We start from the raw sequence: 17,913 nt of genomic DNA on the forward strand, positions 1-17,913 counted from the left end.
TTAAAACACATCAAGAGGATAGTCGATGATGACGCGGTATTCATCGACATTGCTGTCGACCGCCTGATACGCCTCATTGCCCCGGTTGGCCGACCAGCGCAACGCGACGCCTAGGTCTTTCGCCGGGCCTTCCTGCAGCACATATTTGACGGTCAGGTCGCGTTCCCAGTGTTTGGCGTGCTTGCCGTCAGCGTTGTACCAATTGCCGTAACCCACGCTGTTGGGGTCAACCTTGGTCAGGTCAAGTTCACCGCGCGAGTACGAAATCATGGACGTCAGCCCGGCCAGGCCCACGCCGGCAAAGTCATATTCGTATTGAAGCTTCCACGAGCGTTCGTTCGGCCCGTTGAAGTCCGAATACTGCTGCGAGTTATCCAGATAAACGCTGTCGCCCTGATAGATGTAGTCAAACGGCGTGTTGCCATTGACCCGCTGGTACACCGCGGTCACCGTATGCCCGGCGACAGCCACGGCAAAATGCAGGCTGAAGGTGTTGTTGTCGATGTCACCCAGCAGGGCCTTGCCTGTGTCCTGAGTGTGATAGAAGTGCAGCCCCGGGTTCAGGCTGACGCTATCGGTCAGGGCGTAGGTGTAATCCAGATCGTAGTAGTACTGGTTCCAGATGTCTTGCAGCTCGGCCGCATACAGGTTGCTGGTGAGTTCAGGCACGCCGCTCCACGAGGCGCCAGCCCAGTTCATGTGCTTGCTGCTCTGACCATCGAGGTTGCCATACATGGTCGTCAGGCGGCGCATGCCGCTCTGGTTGTAAGGTTTTTCGAAGCTGACCTGGCCGCCTTCGAACATCCAGCCATCCAGGCTGTGATTAGTCAGTGTCACACCGCGGAAGGTCTGCGGCAGCATGCGCGTCTCGCCACCGGCGATCACCGGGTTGGTGAGGAACATGTCGCCCGCTTTCAACTCAGTGTCAAAGACGCGCATTTTTAGCGCAGCGCCAGCGGACGAAAACGCGGTAGGCGCTTTGCCACTACCGTCGCTGACCGGCAGGATGCTGCTGCCGTCCGTACCGCCACCGCCGTCGAGTTTCAGACCGAGCATGCCGTAAGCGTCTAGCCCGAAGCCCACCACACCTTGGGTAAAGCCCGACTCGAACCGCCCGATGACCCCTTGGCCCCACTCTTTACTGTCATCCGCTTTGGGGCTGCGAATATCGTGGTTCATGTAGTAATTGCGAAAATGCAGCTTGAGGCTCGAACCTTCAAAAAAGCCGTCTTTGGCCGTTTCATCATCGGCGTAAGTAAGGGTCGGGATCGTTGCAGCCAGCGCTAGGAATAGCGGGCTGAATTTGAGTGCGTTCTTCACCGGTCAGTAGCTCCTTTTGGGTGATGGCAGTTTTTATTGTCGTTAGAAATTCGGACTCTTTTTGAAAGACGCCAAACGCCGTGACGGCTTTTTTGAGAACAAAAAAAAGCCGCTATAGTAGCGGCTTTTGAAACAATCAGTCACATATAAAGGCCGTGACTGACTGGGTCGGGAAGACTTCCTGGAAGGAATCAGCTGTCCTTGCTGTCATCGCTGGTGCTGGCTTTAACCTGTGTGTGCTGAGGCTGTGCCTCGTGTTGGTGGCTGGCGGCGAGTTCTTTTTGGTGCTGTTCAAAGGCGGCTGCGCGGGCTGCATTTTGTGCAACAAACGCTGGCGATTCTTCCGCCATGGCCAAAGGCGACAACAACAAAGACGACAAAGCGAAAACGCTGGCCATACCCATACTGCTGGACATTTCAAAGACCTTCTTGCTGAGCAAGTTCTGTGTGGTGCGATCAAAATATAGGCAACCCCCACCCCGAAAAAGCCCTGCTCTGGATAAGGACTTTTGCGTTTTGAGTAACAAACGTCAAGACGGGCGGACTAGAGGCAGTGCGCCGATCCAGCGTTTCATCAGCCCGGTTCAATCTTTGCCTTCACCGAGATGCGGGCGGCAATCAGGCTTGAATCACAGCCGTACTTAACCCTAAAGAAAACAAGGTTTTGGCCGATGCGCTGGTTATTAGAGAGGGGCGTCGATGCGTCTCTGGACCGGGGGGATGTGAATGAAAGTATGTGCGCTGGGGCTGGCGGCTTGTGTGTTGTTCGGGCTGTCCAATGAGGCGGTGTCTGAAACGGCTGCCATGAGTGGCACCGTCCATTTTCAAGGCAGGATTGTGGAAGCAGGGTGTGAGCATGGTCGTTCGGGAGCCGTGGATTATGGCAACAAAACGCAGTTGATCGAAGTCGCGCCCAATGTGGTGTTGGCGGTGAACATGGCGAGCAATGCCTGCCGCACGGGACATTTACCGTTTGTCGCGTCCTATCAGAAGCTAAATACTCCCGCCTACAGTGAAGAGCAAGGTGTGCGCAACGGCGTGCTGACTATTTCCTACCTCTGAGTGCAACGCGGGGAGAGGATGGCAGGTATACTGCGCGGCTTTCTTCCTACCCCGCATCCTCCGGAGCTTTCATGACTTCCTCCAAACAACCGACGGCTCCTGAAACCCTCGCGGCTGAACAGGCCGAGCTGGAAACCACTGCGAACGCCGCCGACAAATCGGCCGTTCCTGCATTCAGCTTTCCGTTCAACCCGTCGGCATTCGCCCAGGCCAAAAAAGACAACCAGCCCTGGTATCAAAAGTCGGGCAAGGGCGGTCATGACAAAACCCCGGGCGCGCCACCCCATGGCACCCGTAAAACCATGGGCAAACGTTAATTTTTGACGTCGGAAAACCGGCGCATATCGCCGATTTTCAGTGGTTTACCGATTAACGTCGGCGAACCTGCGCCAGATCAGTATTTCGTTAATGGGTGCGCTTAGAGTCGACAGCCCTGCCGACTCCTCCCAATATTTCGAGCGCGCCTGTTATGAAAATCAATCTACCGATTACCGGCCGATCCGTTGATTTTGCACCCGACGCTAACATCCTCTCCACCACCGACCTCGACAGCCGTATCACCTACGCCAACCCCGACTTTATAAACGTCAGCGGGTATGAGTTGAGTGAGTTGCTGGGCAGCCCCCACAACGTGCTGCGTCACCCCGACATGCCCGCCGCTGCCTTCAGCCATATGTGGCAGACGCTCAAGGCTGGACGCTCATGGATGGGGATGGTGAAAAACCGCTGCAAGAATGGCGACCATTATTGGGTCAGCGCCTACGTCACGCCGGTCATGCAAAACGGCGAAACCGTCGAGTATCAATCGGTGCGTACTCACCCAACCCCGGAGCGGGTTGCGGTGGCTGAAGCGTGTTATGCCGGTCTGCGCGCAGGGCCGATGCCGCTGTGGAAGCGTCTGCCCACGTTGGGGTTGACCAGCAAAATAGCGTTATTGGTCAGTGCCGTGTTGGGTGCTGTCATGGCGATCGGCACGGTGATGTTGCCGCAGATTAATCCGCCAGCGGGTTTAGGGCTCTGGCTGGCGGGCAGCGTGCTCAGTTCGGCCGCCATCGCATGGGTGCTCAAACCTTTGAACGCTTTGGCCCGTCGCGCCAAGGACGTGGGGGATAACCCATTGAGCCAGCAGATCTATACCGGCCGCCAAGACGAACTCGGGCAGATCGAGTTCGCACTGCACATGTTGCAAGCCCAGGTCGGGGCTGTGGTCGGGCGTATCGGTGACGCTTCCCAGCGTTTGGCCGGGCACGCCGGTGAACTGGTGGAACACCTGCAAAGCAGCCACAACAGCACCCTGCATCAGCAACTGGAAACCGATCAGGTCGCCATCGCCATTAATGAAATGGCGGCCAGCGTGGCCCAAGTGGCAAACAATGCGCAGCAGGCTTCGCAGGCGGCTGATCGTGTCGAGCATGAAACCCGCGAAGGCTACGACCTGGTGATCAGAAGTCGCACCTCGGCGCAGCATTTGGCCACTGAACTGGTGCGAGCCACTGAAGTGGTTCATCACCTCGAAAACCACAGCAGTGATATTTCATCGGTGTTGGAGGTCATACGCAGCATTGCGGAGCAAACCAACCTGCTGGCGCTCAACGCCGCCATTGAAGCGGCCCGTGCGGGCGATCAGGGGCGCGGATTTGCGGTTGTGGCGGACGAAGTGCGCGGTCTGGCGCAGCGCACTCAGCAGTCCACCAGCGAAATTCAGCAGATGATCAGCACCCTGCAAAACGGTGCGCGGGCCGCGGTGCAGGTGATGCAGCAAAGCAGCGAGTACGCGCAAAGCAGCGCCAGCCAAGCGCAATTGGCCAGCAGTGCGCTGGACGGCATCAGCCTGCAAATCAAAAGAATCACCGAAATGAGCGTGCAGATAGCCTCGGCCGTCGAAGAGCAAAGCGTGGTCAGTGAAGACATCAACCGCAACATCGCGGGGATTCGCAGCGCCTGTGAGGTCACGGTCAACGCCGGGCAACAGAGCCAGCGCAACTCCGGGGATGTGTCCGCTCTGGCGGCAGCCTTGCGCAGTCTGGCTCAGGACTTCTGGCAGTCCCGGCGCTAGGCCGTCACAGCGTTTCGCGCTGGACCCAAACCATGCCGTGGCGGGCGTACAGGTTGCGGGCCTTGAGGTTGTGCTCCATGACCTTGAGGTCGACACAGGCTTCGCCACGCTGGCGGAACGCAAGAAACACATGTTCCAGCAGCGTGCTGCCCAGTCCGCGCCCGCGATACGCAGGGTGAACCACCAAATCCTTCAGGTACGCGCTGGTCCAGGCCTGCGCAACCCCCACCACGCGTGCGGCGTGTCGCAGCACAAAACACAGCGTGGGATCGTAGTCGGCATCGCGGCCCAGCGCCTGCTGCCATGCCTGCAAGGGGAGCACGCTGCCCTGTCCGTCGGCGTAGCCCGCAACAAGCAAGGCATGAACCGGCTCAATCAGGCTCGGGTTGAGGGTGCTCAGCGTGAAGCCTTCAGGCCAGGGCTGAGCGGGCGGCAAAGGGGCGCGCAAGTCCTTGCGCAGCAGCAGGCACGCCCCGCTCACGGGTTCAATACCCTTGAGCAGCGACGGTACGGGCGGCTTCAATCAGGCACTTGGTCAGGTCTGGCGACGAGAACTTGGTCAGCACCGCATTTGCCCCGGACAGGCGCGCTTTCTCGCTGTTCATGGCGCTGTTGAGCGAGGTGTGCAACAACACATACAAGTGATTGAAGTCCGGGGTTTCGCGCAGCGTTCGGGTGAAGGCGTAGCCATCCATCTCGGACATTTCGATGTCCGACACCACCAGGTTGATCTGATCTTTCGTGCCCTGCAGTTCCAGCAAGCGGTCGATAGCTTCTTTGGCGCTGCGAGCGGTGTGGCACTGCAAGCCCAGATTGCGCAGGGTAATCACAGATTGTTGCAGGGCGACCTGACTGTCATCGACCACCAGAATCCGTGCATTGGCCAGCAATTGCGCTTCTTCCATGGTCACGGCGTCCGGGTCCTCAACGATCTGCGAAGGCGCAATGCCGTGAATCACTTTTTCGATGTCCAACACCTGCACCAGCACGTCATCGACCCGCGTCACGCCGGTAATGAACGAGCGCGAACCGCCCGAACCATAGGGCGGCGGGCGGATGTCGGTACTCAGGCAATGAATGATCTTGCTCACCGCCTGCACATGCAGCCCCTGCTTGGAGCGGCTGACATCCGTGACGATCAGGCAGCCACCGTTGGGGTCTTCCAGCGGCTGCTCACCGATGGCGCGACTCAAGTCAATCACCGCCAGCGACGCCCCGCGCAGCACGGCAATGCCTTTCACATGCGGGTGCGACTCCGGCATTTTCGTCAGTGGCGGGCAGGGGATGATTTCGCTGACCTTGAGCAAGTTAATCGCCATCAGCTTGCCGCTGCGCAAAGTGAACAGCAGAAGCGAAAGAGAATCTGCGCGGGCGTTGTGGGATGACATAAAAACCTTCTGTGTAAAGAAATGCGCGCGGGCCATAAGCCAACAGCGGCGAGCGATACAGGGTTATCGACCTGATTGGAAGGGGCTTTAGCAAAACCCCCGGATCAATCCCGGTTTAGGGTGGATGACGTTTAACAGCCTTGGCCATGGGCAAGAAAATCGTTCAGTTTTGACAGTTGGCCGCATCCGATCAGTAGCCAGAGTAATATCCGGGCTTTTCGTGGGCAGAGAAATCCGCTCAGATACACACCCTTGCGGATTAAATCGATTTCCCCGCCCGCGAATCCGTAAGTGTGGAAAGCCGTTGTCCCGGCCCCCGTGCGCGAACCCACGATGACAGGGAGGTTGATCGCAATCGCCTGTAGCGCGCATGACCACTGCTCACTGACATGACCAGCCCCCAAACCCGCAATCACCACGCCTTGATACCCCATCTGCTCCAACCGCTCAAGAATGAGGGTGTCAGCTGATAGTGAGGCTTCCAGTAACGCGATTTTGTGCGTTGTGCAGGAGGGTAAGGGCAGTGTCATTCGGGCATTACCGGGGCGCAGAAAGCGGGGCGTGCGCTCGATCATCAATCCCACAGGGCCGAGTGTCGCAGAGGTGAAAGCATTCAGGGCCAGGGTATGGGTTTTACGAACCGAGAGTGATGCGTGAATTTCGCCATTCATGACCACCAAGACACCCCTGCCTTTACTCGACCCACTTATCGCCACACGGCAGGCATCCAGCAGATTGGCAGGACCGTCAGCACCGGTCTCGCTGGCTGAGCGCATTGCGCCCGTTAAAACCAAGGGCGCATCGTGCGCCCACACGTACTCGAAAAACGTTGCGGATTCTTCAAGGGTGTCGGTTCCCTGGGTAATAACCACGCCTTCAGCGCCCAGGTTGATCTGCTCATTGGCCCATGCCAGCACCTCCAACAAAAGCTCAAAATCCACTGAGGCGCTGGGTAACAGGCTCAGCGTTTTGAGCCGTATGTGGGCTAATCTAGCCACTTCAGGCACAGAGGCCAGCAACTCATTACCGCCCAGCGACGGAGTAACGCCTTCGCCCGGCTCCACGCATTGCATGCTGAGGGTGCCGCCCAGTGTTGCGATGGCAATTGTCGGTCGAATCATGCGTTCCTCACTGATACGTAGAGGCAGGTTTCACAGATTTAAACCCGCCACGATGGCTGGCAAAAAGGTTAATTGGAGACCCAAAAGCAAAGGGCTGGAACAATCAGCAACGTACTGATTGCCATCGACAGGACGTTGCCGATGTAAGGGTGTACGTACGTTGGTAACCGTTGAGCAATGGCGCAGGCCAATGGCGGTGCCATTAAGGCCCCAAGAAAGGCACTGATGATCACCACCGTTGCACTGCCGCCGCAGGTCAGCACAGCGGCCGGTACCACGGAGACCAGTGGGACATACGTGGGATACCAGCCTCTTTTTTTCCATTGATGGCGCCACATCGTCACCCCCAGCAAAGAGGTCAAGGCTTGCCCTGCAACCAGATGCAGCACCAAGCCTGACCCATAGGCGGGACTCAAGGGGTTTAACCCGTAGGCCAGCAGCACGCCCACTAATAAACCCAGACTCGCCCACTCATTACCAAAGAAAGGCGCTTCGGAAAAGTCCGCCAGAACCCGGCGCATCGTCCATAACAACCCGTAATCCGGTGCCTTTCTCGCGGGAGGTTGAGCACGTTCAGGTGCAGATTCTGACGGCCGATTCACCAGAACAGGCATTGCACGACACAGCATAAAAGCTGCCGCGCTACCGACAGCCATCCCCAGTACATTGCCAATAACCACGGGTAATCCCAAAGGCGCGCACAGGTAATTGACGAATAACAGGCAAGCCGGAGTGACGAATAGCGCACCCAGGACGGCACCGTTAAGGGTTACTTTCCAGCCTCCACCAAAGAACAGAACCATGGCGGCAGGCAGCGATACAAACGCTGCGAATGTGGGTTGCCAGGTATCGGCGGACAGAGTCCAGCCCCACAACGCATTGCTCAGTAACAAACCCAGCAGGGAACTGGTCACCAGCCATGGCCACAGCCCCGAGCCGTAACTGATGCTGAAGCCTTGCCACGCAGGTGCGTATCGGCTGGTCCAGTAGCCCAAAGCGGCCCCGAGCAGCAAACCGAATGAAGCCAATTCATGCTTATAGAACGCGACCTCGGTGATGTCTCCGAGTACCCAGCGTAGCCAGGACATCGGGGACGGCAGCGCAGCCATCATCTCGCCATAGCTTGGCCAGTGTCCCGTATTTGAGTCCGTATAGCTCAGCGTCATCCAGATCGAAAAAAAAACGATGGCCAATGCGGCAGCCATGATGGCCCCTGCCAGACGGGCAGCCGCGCGTGATGTATCGCGTACTGGTGAGGAGTCCATGGTGGCACTCCCATCAGCGTGGAAAGCAAGGGTGATAGCAATAACCCAGCATCTCGTCATACACGTCAGTGCGACGATCCCGGTGCAGATCGTTCAGGTTGTTCCAGATCGGCGCGCTGCGTGCGCTGGCCAGATCGATATCGGCGTAAAGAATGGTCTGGGTATCTGCCGGCGCGATCTCGCCAATGGGCCAGCCATTGGTGCCAGCGATCAGCGAGCACCCCAAAAAGCGCTCGCCCTGTTCTTCGCCGATACGATTGGCTGCCGCGATAAACACGTTATTAACGTGGGCTGCGGTCATCGTGAGGTAGGAGGCCATGCATTTTCCCGCCTCATCGAACAGTGGCGGCGGGGTCCAGACCCAGTTGTTCAGGCTGCAAATGATATCGGCGCCTTGCTGGGTCAGCAGTCGCGGCACCTCCGGAAACCAGATATCCCAGCAGATCAGCAGGCCAATGCGCCCAATTGGCGTTTCAAACACAGGGAAACCCAGATTGCCCGGTGTGAACCACAGCTTTTCTCGATTCCATAAGTGGGCTTTGCGATATTTGCCGATATAACCGTCCGGCCCGATCAGCAGGGCGGTGTCAAACAACTGCATCCCCCCACGTTCCGCCAGCCCGGCCACCAGATAAATCTGATGTCGGGAAGCGAAATCACACCATGCCTGCGTACTGGGGCCGTCCGGGATGATCTCTGCATGCAGGAAGGCGTCCTGCCGATCTGCGAACGAATAGCCGGTATTGGTCAGTTCGGGAAGCACAATCAAATTCGCCCCGTTTGCGACGGCTTCCTTGGCAAGATCCAGACTGTTATCAAGGTTGGTTTGGCGATGCCGGGTGCCAACTTGCGGATCAAATTGCACCACGGCAACGCGCACACCGCTGACAGCTTTGCTCATGACTGACACCCTTTCTTGTTGGTATGAAGGTGTTCAGTAAGAGGATTTGTCAGCTCTGGCGTCTATCGGCGGCGTCTTCTCGGCTTGTAGTACGTTGCCCGCATCTTGGTAAGGTAGGTCAATATTTCCTACGCCATGAAGGTTTGAATTCTGTTTGCACTGCTGATGGTACAATTTTTAATGAATAGTAATAAATTTTATTGTGAACCTGATGCTGATTTTGTAAGTTTATTGGTTAATATTTTTTAGTTGTGTTTGGAGTCTTAGGTTGTGGGTGGGCGATGATTTATATCTTTGGTCTTGTTTGATATTCGGGGTAATTCTCTAGTCTGAATCCGCCGTTAAACATGGCATGAGTTGTGTTGCATAAGTTAATGACAGCATCAATTGCCCCTCTAAGGCAAGGTTCGGTCCAGCCGGCATCAACAGAAAAAGATTCGCCTGATAGATAGAGTCCTGATATATGAGCATGGTCTCGGTTGTATTTCATGAGGCTGACCGCATCGTAATAGGTCCCTGCGCGATATAGTTTTGCGCATCCTAATGCGTTTTTGTCAGTCATCCAGCGCTGCACAAATGATTTTTTTGAATCAATGAAGGGTGAGATAGGCGTTTTTATATTTCCTGAGCGCAATAGGATGCGATCAAGCTCGGCTAGGCATTTGGTAGTTAATTCTTGATCCTCGAAAGAGGCTAATTTGGTTGCGTCATCTTCCCATGTGTAGCTAAGTAATATACAGTCGTATGGATAGTTTTCGTGATACCTGTAGGTGTACACATCGTGAATAAAGCTATCAGTTACGATTGTTTGTGGTATTTTTTTATTTTCAGATAAAAAATTCTTTTTTAGTGGGGCGTAGATCTTGCAACTGGTTTCCCAATGGGCGCTTTTATATGCATTGATAATTGAGTGCGGTAACATGGATTGGCTGAAATTTTCTAATTGAATATGTGTCTCGATTATCCATGATGGCAGGGTCATAATGACTGCATCGAAGTTATCGCTCCGTTCAGACTTTTCAGTAGGATTGGAGATATTCCAATCATATGTTACTCGAATTTGTCCATTTTCGAGCTTGCTTAAGCGAGTCACTGAAGAGTCAGTTAAAAATCCACTTCCGCGCTTCAGGCAATGGTCGTAAAAAGAAACGCCGGATAGGCTTGTTTTCATGAACAACATACACTCGTCAAGGGCTGCCAGACCAAGATACCGGGGTGGTTGAAAACTTAAATTATTCGAGTCTTTCAGAGAATCATCTCCCAAATACGGAGAGGGCTTTGGATTGCCCTCGGTGTCAATTCGGCCATGTATCAGCTGCAAATTGCTACTAAAACCAAAAATTGCCGTGCGGAGAGGGTAGAGGCAGCAAATGTCATAAAAAGCTCCCCAGCTACCATCTCCAATCCCTATAGAGTAAAAAATGGCCGACTCTTCCGTACTCATTCCCAGTCCGCCGAAATCTCCCGGTGTATTCGATGACCACTTTGAAAGAGCCGGTAACGTCACTAATTCACGGAAGGGAAGGTTTTGATAGCGTGCAACGATAGCTGCCCATGTAGACTCCCAGTCTGAAGTTCCATATATTCGTGCCACGGTATCTGTCATTTGGTCTGCGAAACGGCGCCATTTTTTATATATACCAGAGAGTTTCTCGCCAGGAGGTGGGGTATGACCCTCCGGATTTTTCCAAATCAGCATTTGAGGTTCGGGTTGATCTTCAAGTTTTCCTTCTTGCAAATAAATCCCGGTACTTCTAACGTGCGGTGTGCCAGGGTTAGGGAAGTCTGAAAGTGATAGTTCGAATAGTTTGCTGTAATAGGCCATTAATGATTGGCCCTCAGTGGGAGGTTCGCCGGCTTTGTTGAAGAGAGGTAAACGCATAGCACCCATCTCAAAGGGAGTACTGCCTAGTAATGGAGAATGGTCATGACTTACAATTGAGAAGTGACGCCCGCCAATGCGATTGGATTGTTCAATTAATGTGATGTTGGTAAAGCCGCAGCGAAGTAGTTCGTGTGCAGCAGTCAATCCCGTAATGCCAGCACCCACGATGCAGATTTTATAATCTGGTTGTGTTGAGTTGGCGATTCCAAATTGTTGCTCAACTAATTTTCGATAGTTGAAGCACAGATCCGGTGGCCCTGGGAAACGTCCCCTTCATCCACTTTCTAGGTGTTCAATTTGTTGCTTGGCAGCAAAGGCGGGATAGTCATAGGTAGATCCAATCGTCACGGTGATCATTCCATAATTAGTTGTTGTCTATGAGGCGAATTTTAGATGTGCATGGTGTGGCTGAGGTGGTACATGTTTAGAGTTTTTAATATTTCTAAATTGAATAATTTTTCGGTGGAGTGTTGTCAGTATTCTTCGTATGGCGGAGTTACATGATTTGCGATGGTATGCATGTTATGACCGAGTAACCTTTTGCTGTTCTAAGTCTCGCTGTTTGTGTCAGCCTCGGATTTTTTTAGGCTCTGTACGAAATCAGCCGAAACCAAATTGAATTCCGCAGGCGCCGAGTTTCAGTAAAGTCCGCGACCATCAAAGGCAGGAGCCCACGATGGCCAAACGATACAAACTCCCCGACGCCGCCTGGGATTTGGTTGCAGACATCTTCTATGAACCCCGCCGCAGTGGGCGCCCACGAGCAGATGATTGCATGATGCTCAACGGCGTCCTCTGGGTGCTCTGTTCTGGCGCTGCCTGGCGCGATATGCCTGAGCGCTTTGGCCCATGGTCGACGGTTTATCAGCGCATCCGTGATTGGCGCAATCGCGGAGCGTTTGACCAGATGCTCAAGCGGCTTCACATCAAACTCAACGAGCAAGGGTTAATTGATCTGGAGACCTGGATGATTGACTCCACCGCAGTACGAGCAACCCGGGCCTCATCTGATGCTGGGAAAAAAGGGGGCCTGAAGAACCGCAAGATCATGCGCTCGGGCGCAGCCGGGGCGGCCTGACAACCAAAATCCATATGCTGTGCGATGCCAACGGTGTCCCGCTGAAGTTCCTATTATCCGGTGGACAGGCCAGTGACATTGCTTACGCTCAGCCGTTGCTCGACGAAGCGTACATACCCAGCTTGCGCGGTCGCCCTAGCAATCGCTGCCGATGGTTGCTGGCGGACAAAGGCTATGACGGTGAAGCGTTGCGTCGCTACTGCGACCGGTATCGGATGCAGCCGGTGATTCCTCTGCACAGTATGAAGCGCAAACCTAAGCCGGGGTTACCGAGATTGTTTGATCGTCCCAAGTACCGACAGCGCAATATCATCGAGCGTATGTTTGGCTGGCTGAAGGAGAACCGCCGCATCGTTACGCGCTTCGACAAACTCGCGAAAAGTTATGCGGCGATGGTCTCTCTGGCCTGCGCCATGCGATGTTTACGACATTACTTTTCGTACAGAGCCTAAGGACCTATTTCAACCCCAACCGCTTGGCCAGTCGCCCCAGATTGGCCCGGTCCAGTCCCAGTTCGCGTGCGGCGCTGGCCCAGTTGTGTTGATGGCGCTCCAGGCAGGCGCTGATGAGGTTTCTTTGGTAGTGCTCAGTCGCTTGGCGCAAGTCGCCGGTTGTCTCGGGCAGTGCGGTGGGTGTGGGTTGGGCCGCCTCGGTGACGCGGGTGGAGGGTAGGTCCAGGTCGTGGGCGGTGAGGGTCAGTATGCGCGGGCGTGTCGGGCAGTTGCCCAGGGCTTTGAGGGCGCTGCGGCCGATGAGGTGTTCCAGCTCGCGCACGTTGCCCGGCCAGTCGTAATGCACCAGCGCGGCTTGCGCGTCGGGGCTCAGGCGTAAGCTGCCCAGGCCCATGCGTGAGCGGTTTTGCTCAAGGAAGAAGCCGCTGAGCAGTAACACGTCGCGCCCGCGTTCGCGCAGGGCGGGTACTTTAAGTGGGTAGACGCTGAGGCGATGGTAGAAGTCGGCGCGGTAGCGGCCGCTGCGCACTTCTTCAGCAAGGTCGCGGTTGGTGGCGGCGATCAGGCGAACGTCAACGCGGTGCTCCTGATCCGATCCCAAACGTTGCAACTGGCCGCTCTGGAGCACGCGCAGCAGTTTGGCTTGTACGGTGGGTGACAGTTCGCCCACTTCGTCGAGGAACAGCGTGCCGCCGTTGGCCAGTTCGAATTTGCCCCGCCGATCGTTGGTGGCGCCGGTGAAGGCGCCGCGTACGTGGCCGAACAGTTCGCTTTCGACCAACGTGTCGGGCAGCGCCGCGCAATTGAGGCTGATCATCGGTTTGTCAGCGCGTGGTGAGGCGGCATGAATCGCTTGCGCCACCAGCTCTTTGCCCACACCCGTTTCGCCGGTGATCAGGACCGTCAGGTCACTGCTGCCCACCAGCGCGATTTCGTCGATCAGGCGTTTGTGGGTTTTGCTCTGGCCTATCAATTCTTTGTGGGGGGAGCCGTTGGCCTGCCGGTACAGCTCGGCCTTGAGTTGTTCGTCTTCCACCCGCAACGCCAGCCGTTCAATACGCTGGGCCACGTTTACCGTAGCGGCCGCGAGGCTGGCGAAGGCTTGCAGGGCATCCAGCTCGATGGGTTCGAAGCGTTTAGGGTCCAGGGCATCCAGGGTCAGCAGCCCCCAGGGTTTCTCGTCAATGAACAGCGGGCAACCCATGCAATCGTGAATTTCAAGATGCTCGGCCAGCCCGTTCACCAGGCCGTCGTACGGGTCGGGGAGGTCGCAATTACTGGGAAATCGTGTCGGGCCGGGGCTGCTGAGCAATACGTCAAAGCGCGGGTGTTCGCTGACCTTGAAGCGTCGTCCGAGGGTGTCGAGGCTCAGGCCGTCAACCGCCAGCGGCACCAGCCACTCGCCATCAAGGCGCAGCAAGGCGGCGGCATCGCACGGCAGCAGAGCGCGCATGGCCTCAAGCAAGCGGCGGTAACGCTCGCTCTCTGGCAGTTCGCGGGACAGGTCAGCGACCAAGGGCAATAACGTGGTGAGCAGAAGTTTTGCAGTCATTTTGACCTCATGTAGTCGAACCGACTATAAATCAGCCTGAGTCATAATGACTAATATTGTTTTAACTGACTGTTTTTAAAGGGTTTAAAAGTTGGCACGGATTCTGATACCTCAATGGTCATCAAGTTTTAGTTACTGCCTACGTGCTCTGGAGTCACCTTTATGCTTACTGCTCAGGATCGTGCCATCGTCAAATCCACCGTACCGCTGCTGGAAAGCGGCGGTGAGGCCTTAATCACCCATTTCTACCGGATGATGCTGTCGGAGTACCCCGAGGTACGCCCGTTGTTCAATCAGGCCAATCAGGCCAGCGGTGATCAGCCCCGCGCCTTGGCCACCGGGGTGCTGATGTACGCCCGCCACATCGATCAGCTCGACCAGTTGGGTGATCTGGTCGCCAGGATCATCAACAAACACGTGGCACTGCAAATCCTGCCCGAGCATTACCCGATTGTCGGTAAGTGCCTGTTGCGTGCGATCGAAGAAGTGCTGGGCAGTGACATCGCGACCCCTGAAGTAGTGGCGGCGTGGGGCGCGGCATACGGGCAACTGGCCGATATCCTGATCGGCGCCGAAGCGGCCATTTACGATGCCAAGGCCGCTGCGCCGGGTGGCTGGCGGGGCGGTCGCGCGTTCAAGCTGGCTGCCAGGATCGATGAAAGCGCCGAGATCACGTCCTTTTACTTTCGGCCGGTTGACCAGCAGCCGATCCTTGAATTTGAGCCGGGTCAGTACATCGGTCTCAAACTGGACATCGACGGTGTCGAAGCCCGTCGCAACTATTCGTTGTCGGCGCTGGCGCAGGTGGGTCGTTATCGCATCAGCGTCAAGCGCGAGGTGGGCGGGGTGGTGTCCAACTACCTGCATGACCGTTTGCAAGTGGGCGACGTCGTGGAGTTGTTCCCGCCAGCGGGTGAGTTCACATTGACCGACAGCGAAAAACCGCTGGTGCTGATCAGCGGCGGCGTAGGCATTACGCCGACCTTGCCGATGCTGGAAAGGGCATTGACCACGCAGCGGCCCATCCATTTCATCCACTGCGCGCGTAACGCTCAGGTGCACGCATTCCGCGGCTGGGTGGATGAGCTGGCCGAGCAATACCCGCAATTGCAGCGTTTTTACTGCTATGCCGAGCATGACGGGCAGGGGCAGGGCGCCGATCACGTGGGCCTGTTGAGCGCTGAACTGCTGGAAAAATGGTTGCCGGCCGATCGTGATGTCGATGCTTACTTCCTCGGGCCCAAGGGCTTCATGAGCGCTATCAAGCGTCAGCTCAAGGCGTTGGGTGTGCCTGAAAAGCAAAGCCGCTACGAGTTTTTCGGCCCGGCTGCTGCGCTGGAATAAACCGTTACTGGCCGAGCCCAACAACGGCCAACGAGCCCCGCAGTGATCGTCTGTTGACTTCGCGCCTAGCGTGATGTGTGACTGGCGATGGCTGCGGGGTTTTTGTTAATCGCGCTTTAATCGCGCCCGTTGTTAATCCTCTTCCTGCAGTTGTCCTGCATCCATGCTGTAGGTCTGGGTGTAAACTGCGCGCTTTGTGACGGCCGGACGGCCCTTGGACAATCAGGCAAAAGGAAACACGATGACGGACGACATGATGCGGCTGGGGCGCGAAAAGCGCTTTCTGGTCTTGCTGGGGCTGATTTGCCTCGCCCTCATTGGTGGTGCGCTGTATATGCAGGTCGTGCTCGGTGAGGCGCCTTGCCCGCTGTGCATCCTGCAACGTTATGCGTTACTGCTGATCGCAATTTTTGCCTTCATTGGCGCGGCCATGCGCACCCGGCGCAGCATGACGGTGTTTGAGGGGTTGGTGGTATTAAGCGCCATTGGCGGGATCGTCGCGGCGGGGCGCCACGTGTACATCCTGGCTAACCCTGCGGTCAGTTGCGGTCTGGATGCCCTGCAACCGATTGTGGACGGCTTGCCTTTGGCTGCCGTCTTCCCGCTGGGTTTTCAGGTTGATGGCTTCTGTTCGACGCCGTATCCCCCTGTGCTGGGCCTGTCGCTGGCGCAGTGGGCGCTGGTGGCATTCGTTCTGACGGCCGTGCTGGTGCCGCTGGGCATTTACCGCAATCGCAGCAAACCTGCCTGAAACCCTAAATCAGGTTGCAGCCGCCTCGTTCTTGTGCGCAAGGACGAGGCTTTTTTTCGTCCATGAAAAAGGTGAAGAGGGTGTGATCCGCCGCAGTGAAGGGGTGCGCAGCACTGCGACATATTGTCACGGAGAAATTGTCACAGGGGATGTTTTCATTTCACAATACGCAGCTGAAACGTCTCACTGGTTTCACCACCCATGAGGCGTTTTGACGCTGTAGCAGGGCTTGAAAAGGTCCATGCAAGGCGCCATCAAAAACGCTGCAAGCCTTTTTGTTTGGGCGTTTTGGCGCGTTGGGGGATGAGTTTGCGTGCGCTAAAAAGGGGCGGATTCAGCTAAGGGGGAAGGGCGTGCTACAGGCGCGTCAGGGAGGGGCTTCAAACGCGGCGCGTAATAATAGTGGGGGATTGTTACCACAGCCGAGAATAATTATTTCGGGATGAGACATGGTTTATAGAGAGCTACCTAACTACAATCGCCCGCACTGAACGTCCAGCCTGCTCATCCCTGAGCCCAAGCGGGAAGTTGAAGGTCGCCTGGGTGGTTGTTACAGGCTTCCCATGCGACTCCCAAGGTACTGGCAACCCTTCTAAGTTCCGCACCAAATGGAATTGGTCTGACAAGGCCTTTGACCCAGTATCGAATAAGAAATCACTGCTAACCCAGGATTTGCCCAGTCGCTTCACCGCGATGAAGCAGGCCCTTATTCAATCCGGAAAATTGCCAACCCTTGGCAGGGTGAAGTGTTGGCGGAAAAAACCAACTGCATTGTGCAAGCTGTTTTAGAGGTCGTGAGATGACTAAAAAAAGGTACCCCAGACTCTTTGGCTTATTGCCACTTTTCGGCATGTTGTTGCTGGGAGGCTGCAATATGACGTTGCTCGATCCGGTGGGGCAGATCGGCGTCGATGAAAAGAATCTGATCATCACTGCTACATTGCTGATGCTCTTGGTCGTGGTGCCGGTCATCTTGATGACCCTTGTTTTCGCGTGGAAATACCGCGCGTCGAACAAGAACGCCACCTACGCACCAAAATGGTCTCACTCCACCAAGATCGAAGTTGTGATCTGGACTGTGCCAATCCTGATCATCATCGCGCTGGGTGTGATCACGTATAAGTCGACCCACGCGCTGGACCCGTATCGTCCGATTGAGTCTGACGTCAAGCCTGTGACCATCGAAGTGGTGGCCATGGACTGGAAGTGGCTGTTCATCTACCCGGAACAGGGTATCGCCACCGTCAACAAGATCGTGTTCCCGGCCAACACACCGGTTAATTTCCGTATCACGTCCGACACGGTCATGAACTCGTTCTTCATTCCAGGCCTGGGCGGTCAGATCTACGCCATGGCCGGTATGCAGACCAAGCTGCATTTGATTGCTAACAAGAACGCCGAGCTCGATGGCATCTCTGCCAACTACAGCGGTGCGGGCTTCACTGGCATGAAATTCAAAGCAATCGCGACTTCCCAGGCTGAGTTCGATGCGTGGGTAAGTGAAGTCAAAGCGTCACCTAAACAGCTTGATACAGCTGAATACGAAGCCTTGACCAAGCCAAGTCAGAACAATCCCGTTGAGCTCTACTCCTCGGTCAAACCGAACCTGTTCCAGACCATCATCGACAAGTATGAAGGCATGAAACCAGGCAAGCCGGTGCAGCACGAGAAGAAAGAAGTGGCCGGGACCGAAGGTTTGGACACCAGTTCGCATTCAGCTGCCGGGGCAGAGGAGTAA

The 17,913-nt window shown here is 55.8% G+C and carries 15 protein-coding genes and 2 pseudogenes; 8 read left to right on the forward strand and 9 right to left on the reverse strand.

Going from position 1 to position 17,913, the window contains the following annotated elements; genetic code table 11:
• Both V6F78_RS16570 and V6F78_RS16575 read right to left on the reverse strand, forming a co-directional pair.
• Complete coding sequence (locus V6F78_RS16570; protein ID WP_332727860.1) at window positions 1-1,320, reverse strand: OprD family porin; 1,320 nt, start codon at window positions 1,318-1,320, stop codon at window positions 1-3.
• 191 nt (window positions 1,321-1,511) lie between these two features.
• The gene (locus V6F78_RS16575; protein ID WP_047278885.1) at window positions 1,512-1,736 is read right to left on the reverse strand and encodes a hypothetical protein; all 225 of its coding nucleotides are present in this window, start codon (window positions 1,734-1,736) and stop codon (window positions 1,512-1,514) included.
• Window positions 1,737-2,046: 310 nt separating this feature from the next.
• Between V6F78_RS16575 and V6F78_RS16580 the strand changes: the two genes are divergently transcribed.
• The 4 genes and pseudogenes from V6F78_RS16580 to V6F78_RS22470 form a co-directional block, all read left to right on the forward strand.
• A complete protein-coding gene (locus V6F78_RS16580; protein WP_052959365.1) occupies window positions 2,047-2,382 on the forward strand; it encodes a hypothetical protein in 336 nt (111 codons plus the stop codon).
• 71 nt (window positions 2,383-2,453) lie between these two features.
• Window positions 2,454-2,699, forward strand: a complete 246-nt coding sequence (locus tag V6F78_RS16585) for a hypothetical protein (protein ID WP_070411185.1) — start codon at window positions 2,454-2,456, stop codon at window positions 2,697-2,699.
• Between the two features lie 152 nt (window positions 2,700-2,851).
• Window positions 2,852-3,133: pseudogene (locus V6F78_RS22465) on the forward strand (PAS domain-containing protein); the annotation flags it as partial.
• A gap of 312 nt (window positions 3,134-3,445) precedes the next feature.
• Window positions 3,446-4,438 (forward strand): annotated as a pseudogene (locus V6F78_RS22470) (methyl-accepting chemotaxis protein); the annotation flags it as partial.
• A gap of 4 nt (window positions 4,439-4,442) precedes the next feature.
• Here V6F78_RS22470 and V6F78_RS16595 read toward each other — a convergent pair.
• The 6 genes from V6F78_RS16595 to V6F78_RS16620 form a co-directional block, all read right to left on the reverse strand.
• A complete protein-coding gene (locus V6F78_RS16595) occupies window positions 4,443-4,919 on the reverse strand; it encodes a GNAT family N-acetyltransferase (RefSeq protein WP_048374738.1) in 477 nt (158 codons plus the stop codon).
• A gap of 4 nt (window positions 4,920-4,923) precedes the next feature.
• Window positions 4,924-5,826, reverse strand: a complete 903-nt coding sequence (locus tag V6F78_RS16600) for a chemotaxis protein CheV (protein WP_047292179.1) — start codon at window positions 5,824-5,826, stop codon at window positions 4,924-4,926.
• 131 nt (window positions 5,827-5,957) lie between these two features.
• A complete protein-coding gene (locus V6F78_RS16605; RefSeq protein ID WP_047292181.1) occupies window positions 5,958-6,947 on the reverse strand; it encodes an asparaginase in 990 nt (329 codons plus the stop codon).
• A gap of 68 nt (window positions 6,948-7,015) precedes the next feature.
• Entirely contained in the window at window positions 7,016-8,113 is a 1,098-nt protein-coding gene (locus V6F78_RS16610) for a hypothetical protein (protein ID WP_226942093.1), read from the reverse strand.
• Between the two features lie 112 nt (window positions 8,114-8,225).
• A complete protein-coding gene (locus tag V6F78_RS16615; RefSeq protein WP_047292183.1) occupies window positions 8,226-9,113 on the reverse strand; it encodes a nitrilase family protein in 888 nt (295 codons plus the stop codon).
• Between the two features lie 286 nt (window positions 9,114-9,399).
• On the reverse strand, window positions 9,400-11,244 hold the full coding sequence (locus V6F78_RS16620) for a flavin monoamine oxidase family protein (protein WP_257011159.1): 1,845 nt from the start codon (window positions 11,242-11,244) through the stop codon (window positions 9,400-9,402).
• A 430-nt stretch (window positions 11,245-11,674) separates the two neighbouring features.
• On the opposite strand from V6F78_RS16620, the gene V6F78_RS16625 reads away from it, so the two are divergent.
• Window positions 11,675-12,528 (forward strand): IS5 family transposase gene (locus tag V6F78_RS16625; protein WP_094990596.1). Its coding sequence is split into 2 segments (ribosomal slippage): window positions 11,675-12,016 and window positions 12,019-12,528, totalling 852 coding nucleotides; the frame shifts between segments, so codons are not numbered across the junction.
• A 4-nt stretch (window positions 12,529-12,532) separates the two neighbouring features.
• Here V6F78_RS16625 and norR read toward each other — a convergent pair.
• Window positions 12,533-14,080, reverse strand: coding sequence for a nitric oxide reductase transcriptional regulator NorR (norR, locus tag V6F78_RS16630; RefSeq protein ID WP_047295474.1), 1,548 nt, complete (start codon window positions 14,078-14,080; stop codon window positions 12,533-12,535).
• 162 nt (window positions 14,081-14,242) lie between these two features.
• On the opposite strand from norR, the gene hmpA reads away from it, so the two are divergent.
• The 3 genes from hmpA (at window position 14,243) to cyoA (ending at window position 17,913) form a co-directional block, all read left to right on the forward strand.
• Window positions 14,243-15,424 carry an NO-inducible flavohemoprotein gene (hmpA, locus tag V6F78_RS16635; RefSeq protein ID WP_047295473.1) on the forward strand — a complete coding sequence of 394 codons (1,182 nt, stop codon included), beginning with the start codon at window positions 14,243-14,245 and terminating at the stop codon, window positions 15,422-15,424.
• 241 nt (window positions 15,425-15,665) lie between these two features.
• A complete protein-coding gene (locus V6F78_RS16640) occupies window positions 15,666-16,175 on the forward strand; it encodes a disulfide bond formation protein B (protein WP_047278874.1) in 510 nt (169 codons plus the stop codon).
• Between the two features lie 799 nt (window positions 16,176-16,974).
• Window positions 16,975-17,913 (forward strand): ubiquinol oxidase subunit II, encoded by a 939-nt coding sequence (cyoA, locus tag V6F78_RS16645; protein ID WP_047273807.1) that lies wholly within the window; start codon window positions 16,975-16,977, stop codon window positions 17,911-17,913.

The organism is Pseudomonas sp. ESBL9 (assembly GCF_036668715.1).
Taxonomy (GTDB): Bacteria; Pseudomonadota; Gammaproteobacteria; order Pseudomonadales; family Pseudomonadaceae; genus Aquipseudomonas; species Aquipseudomonas lundensis.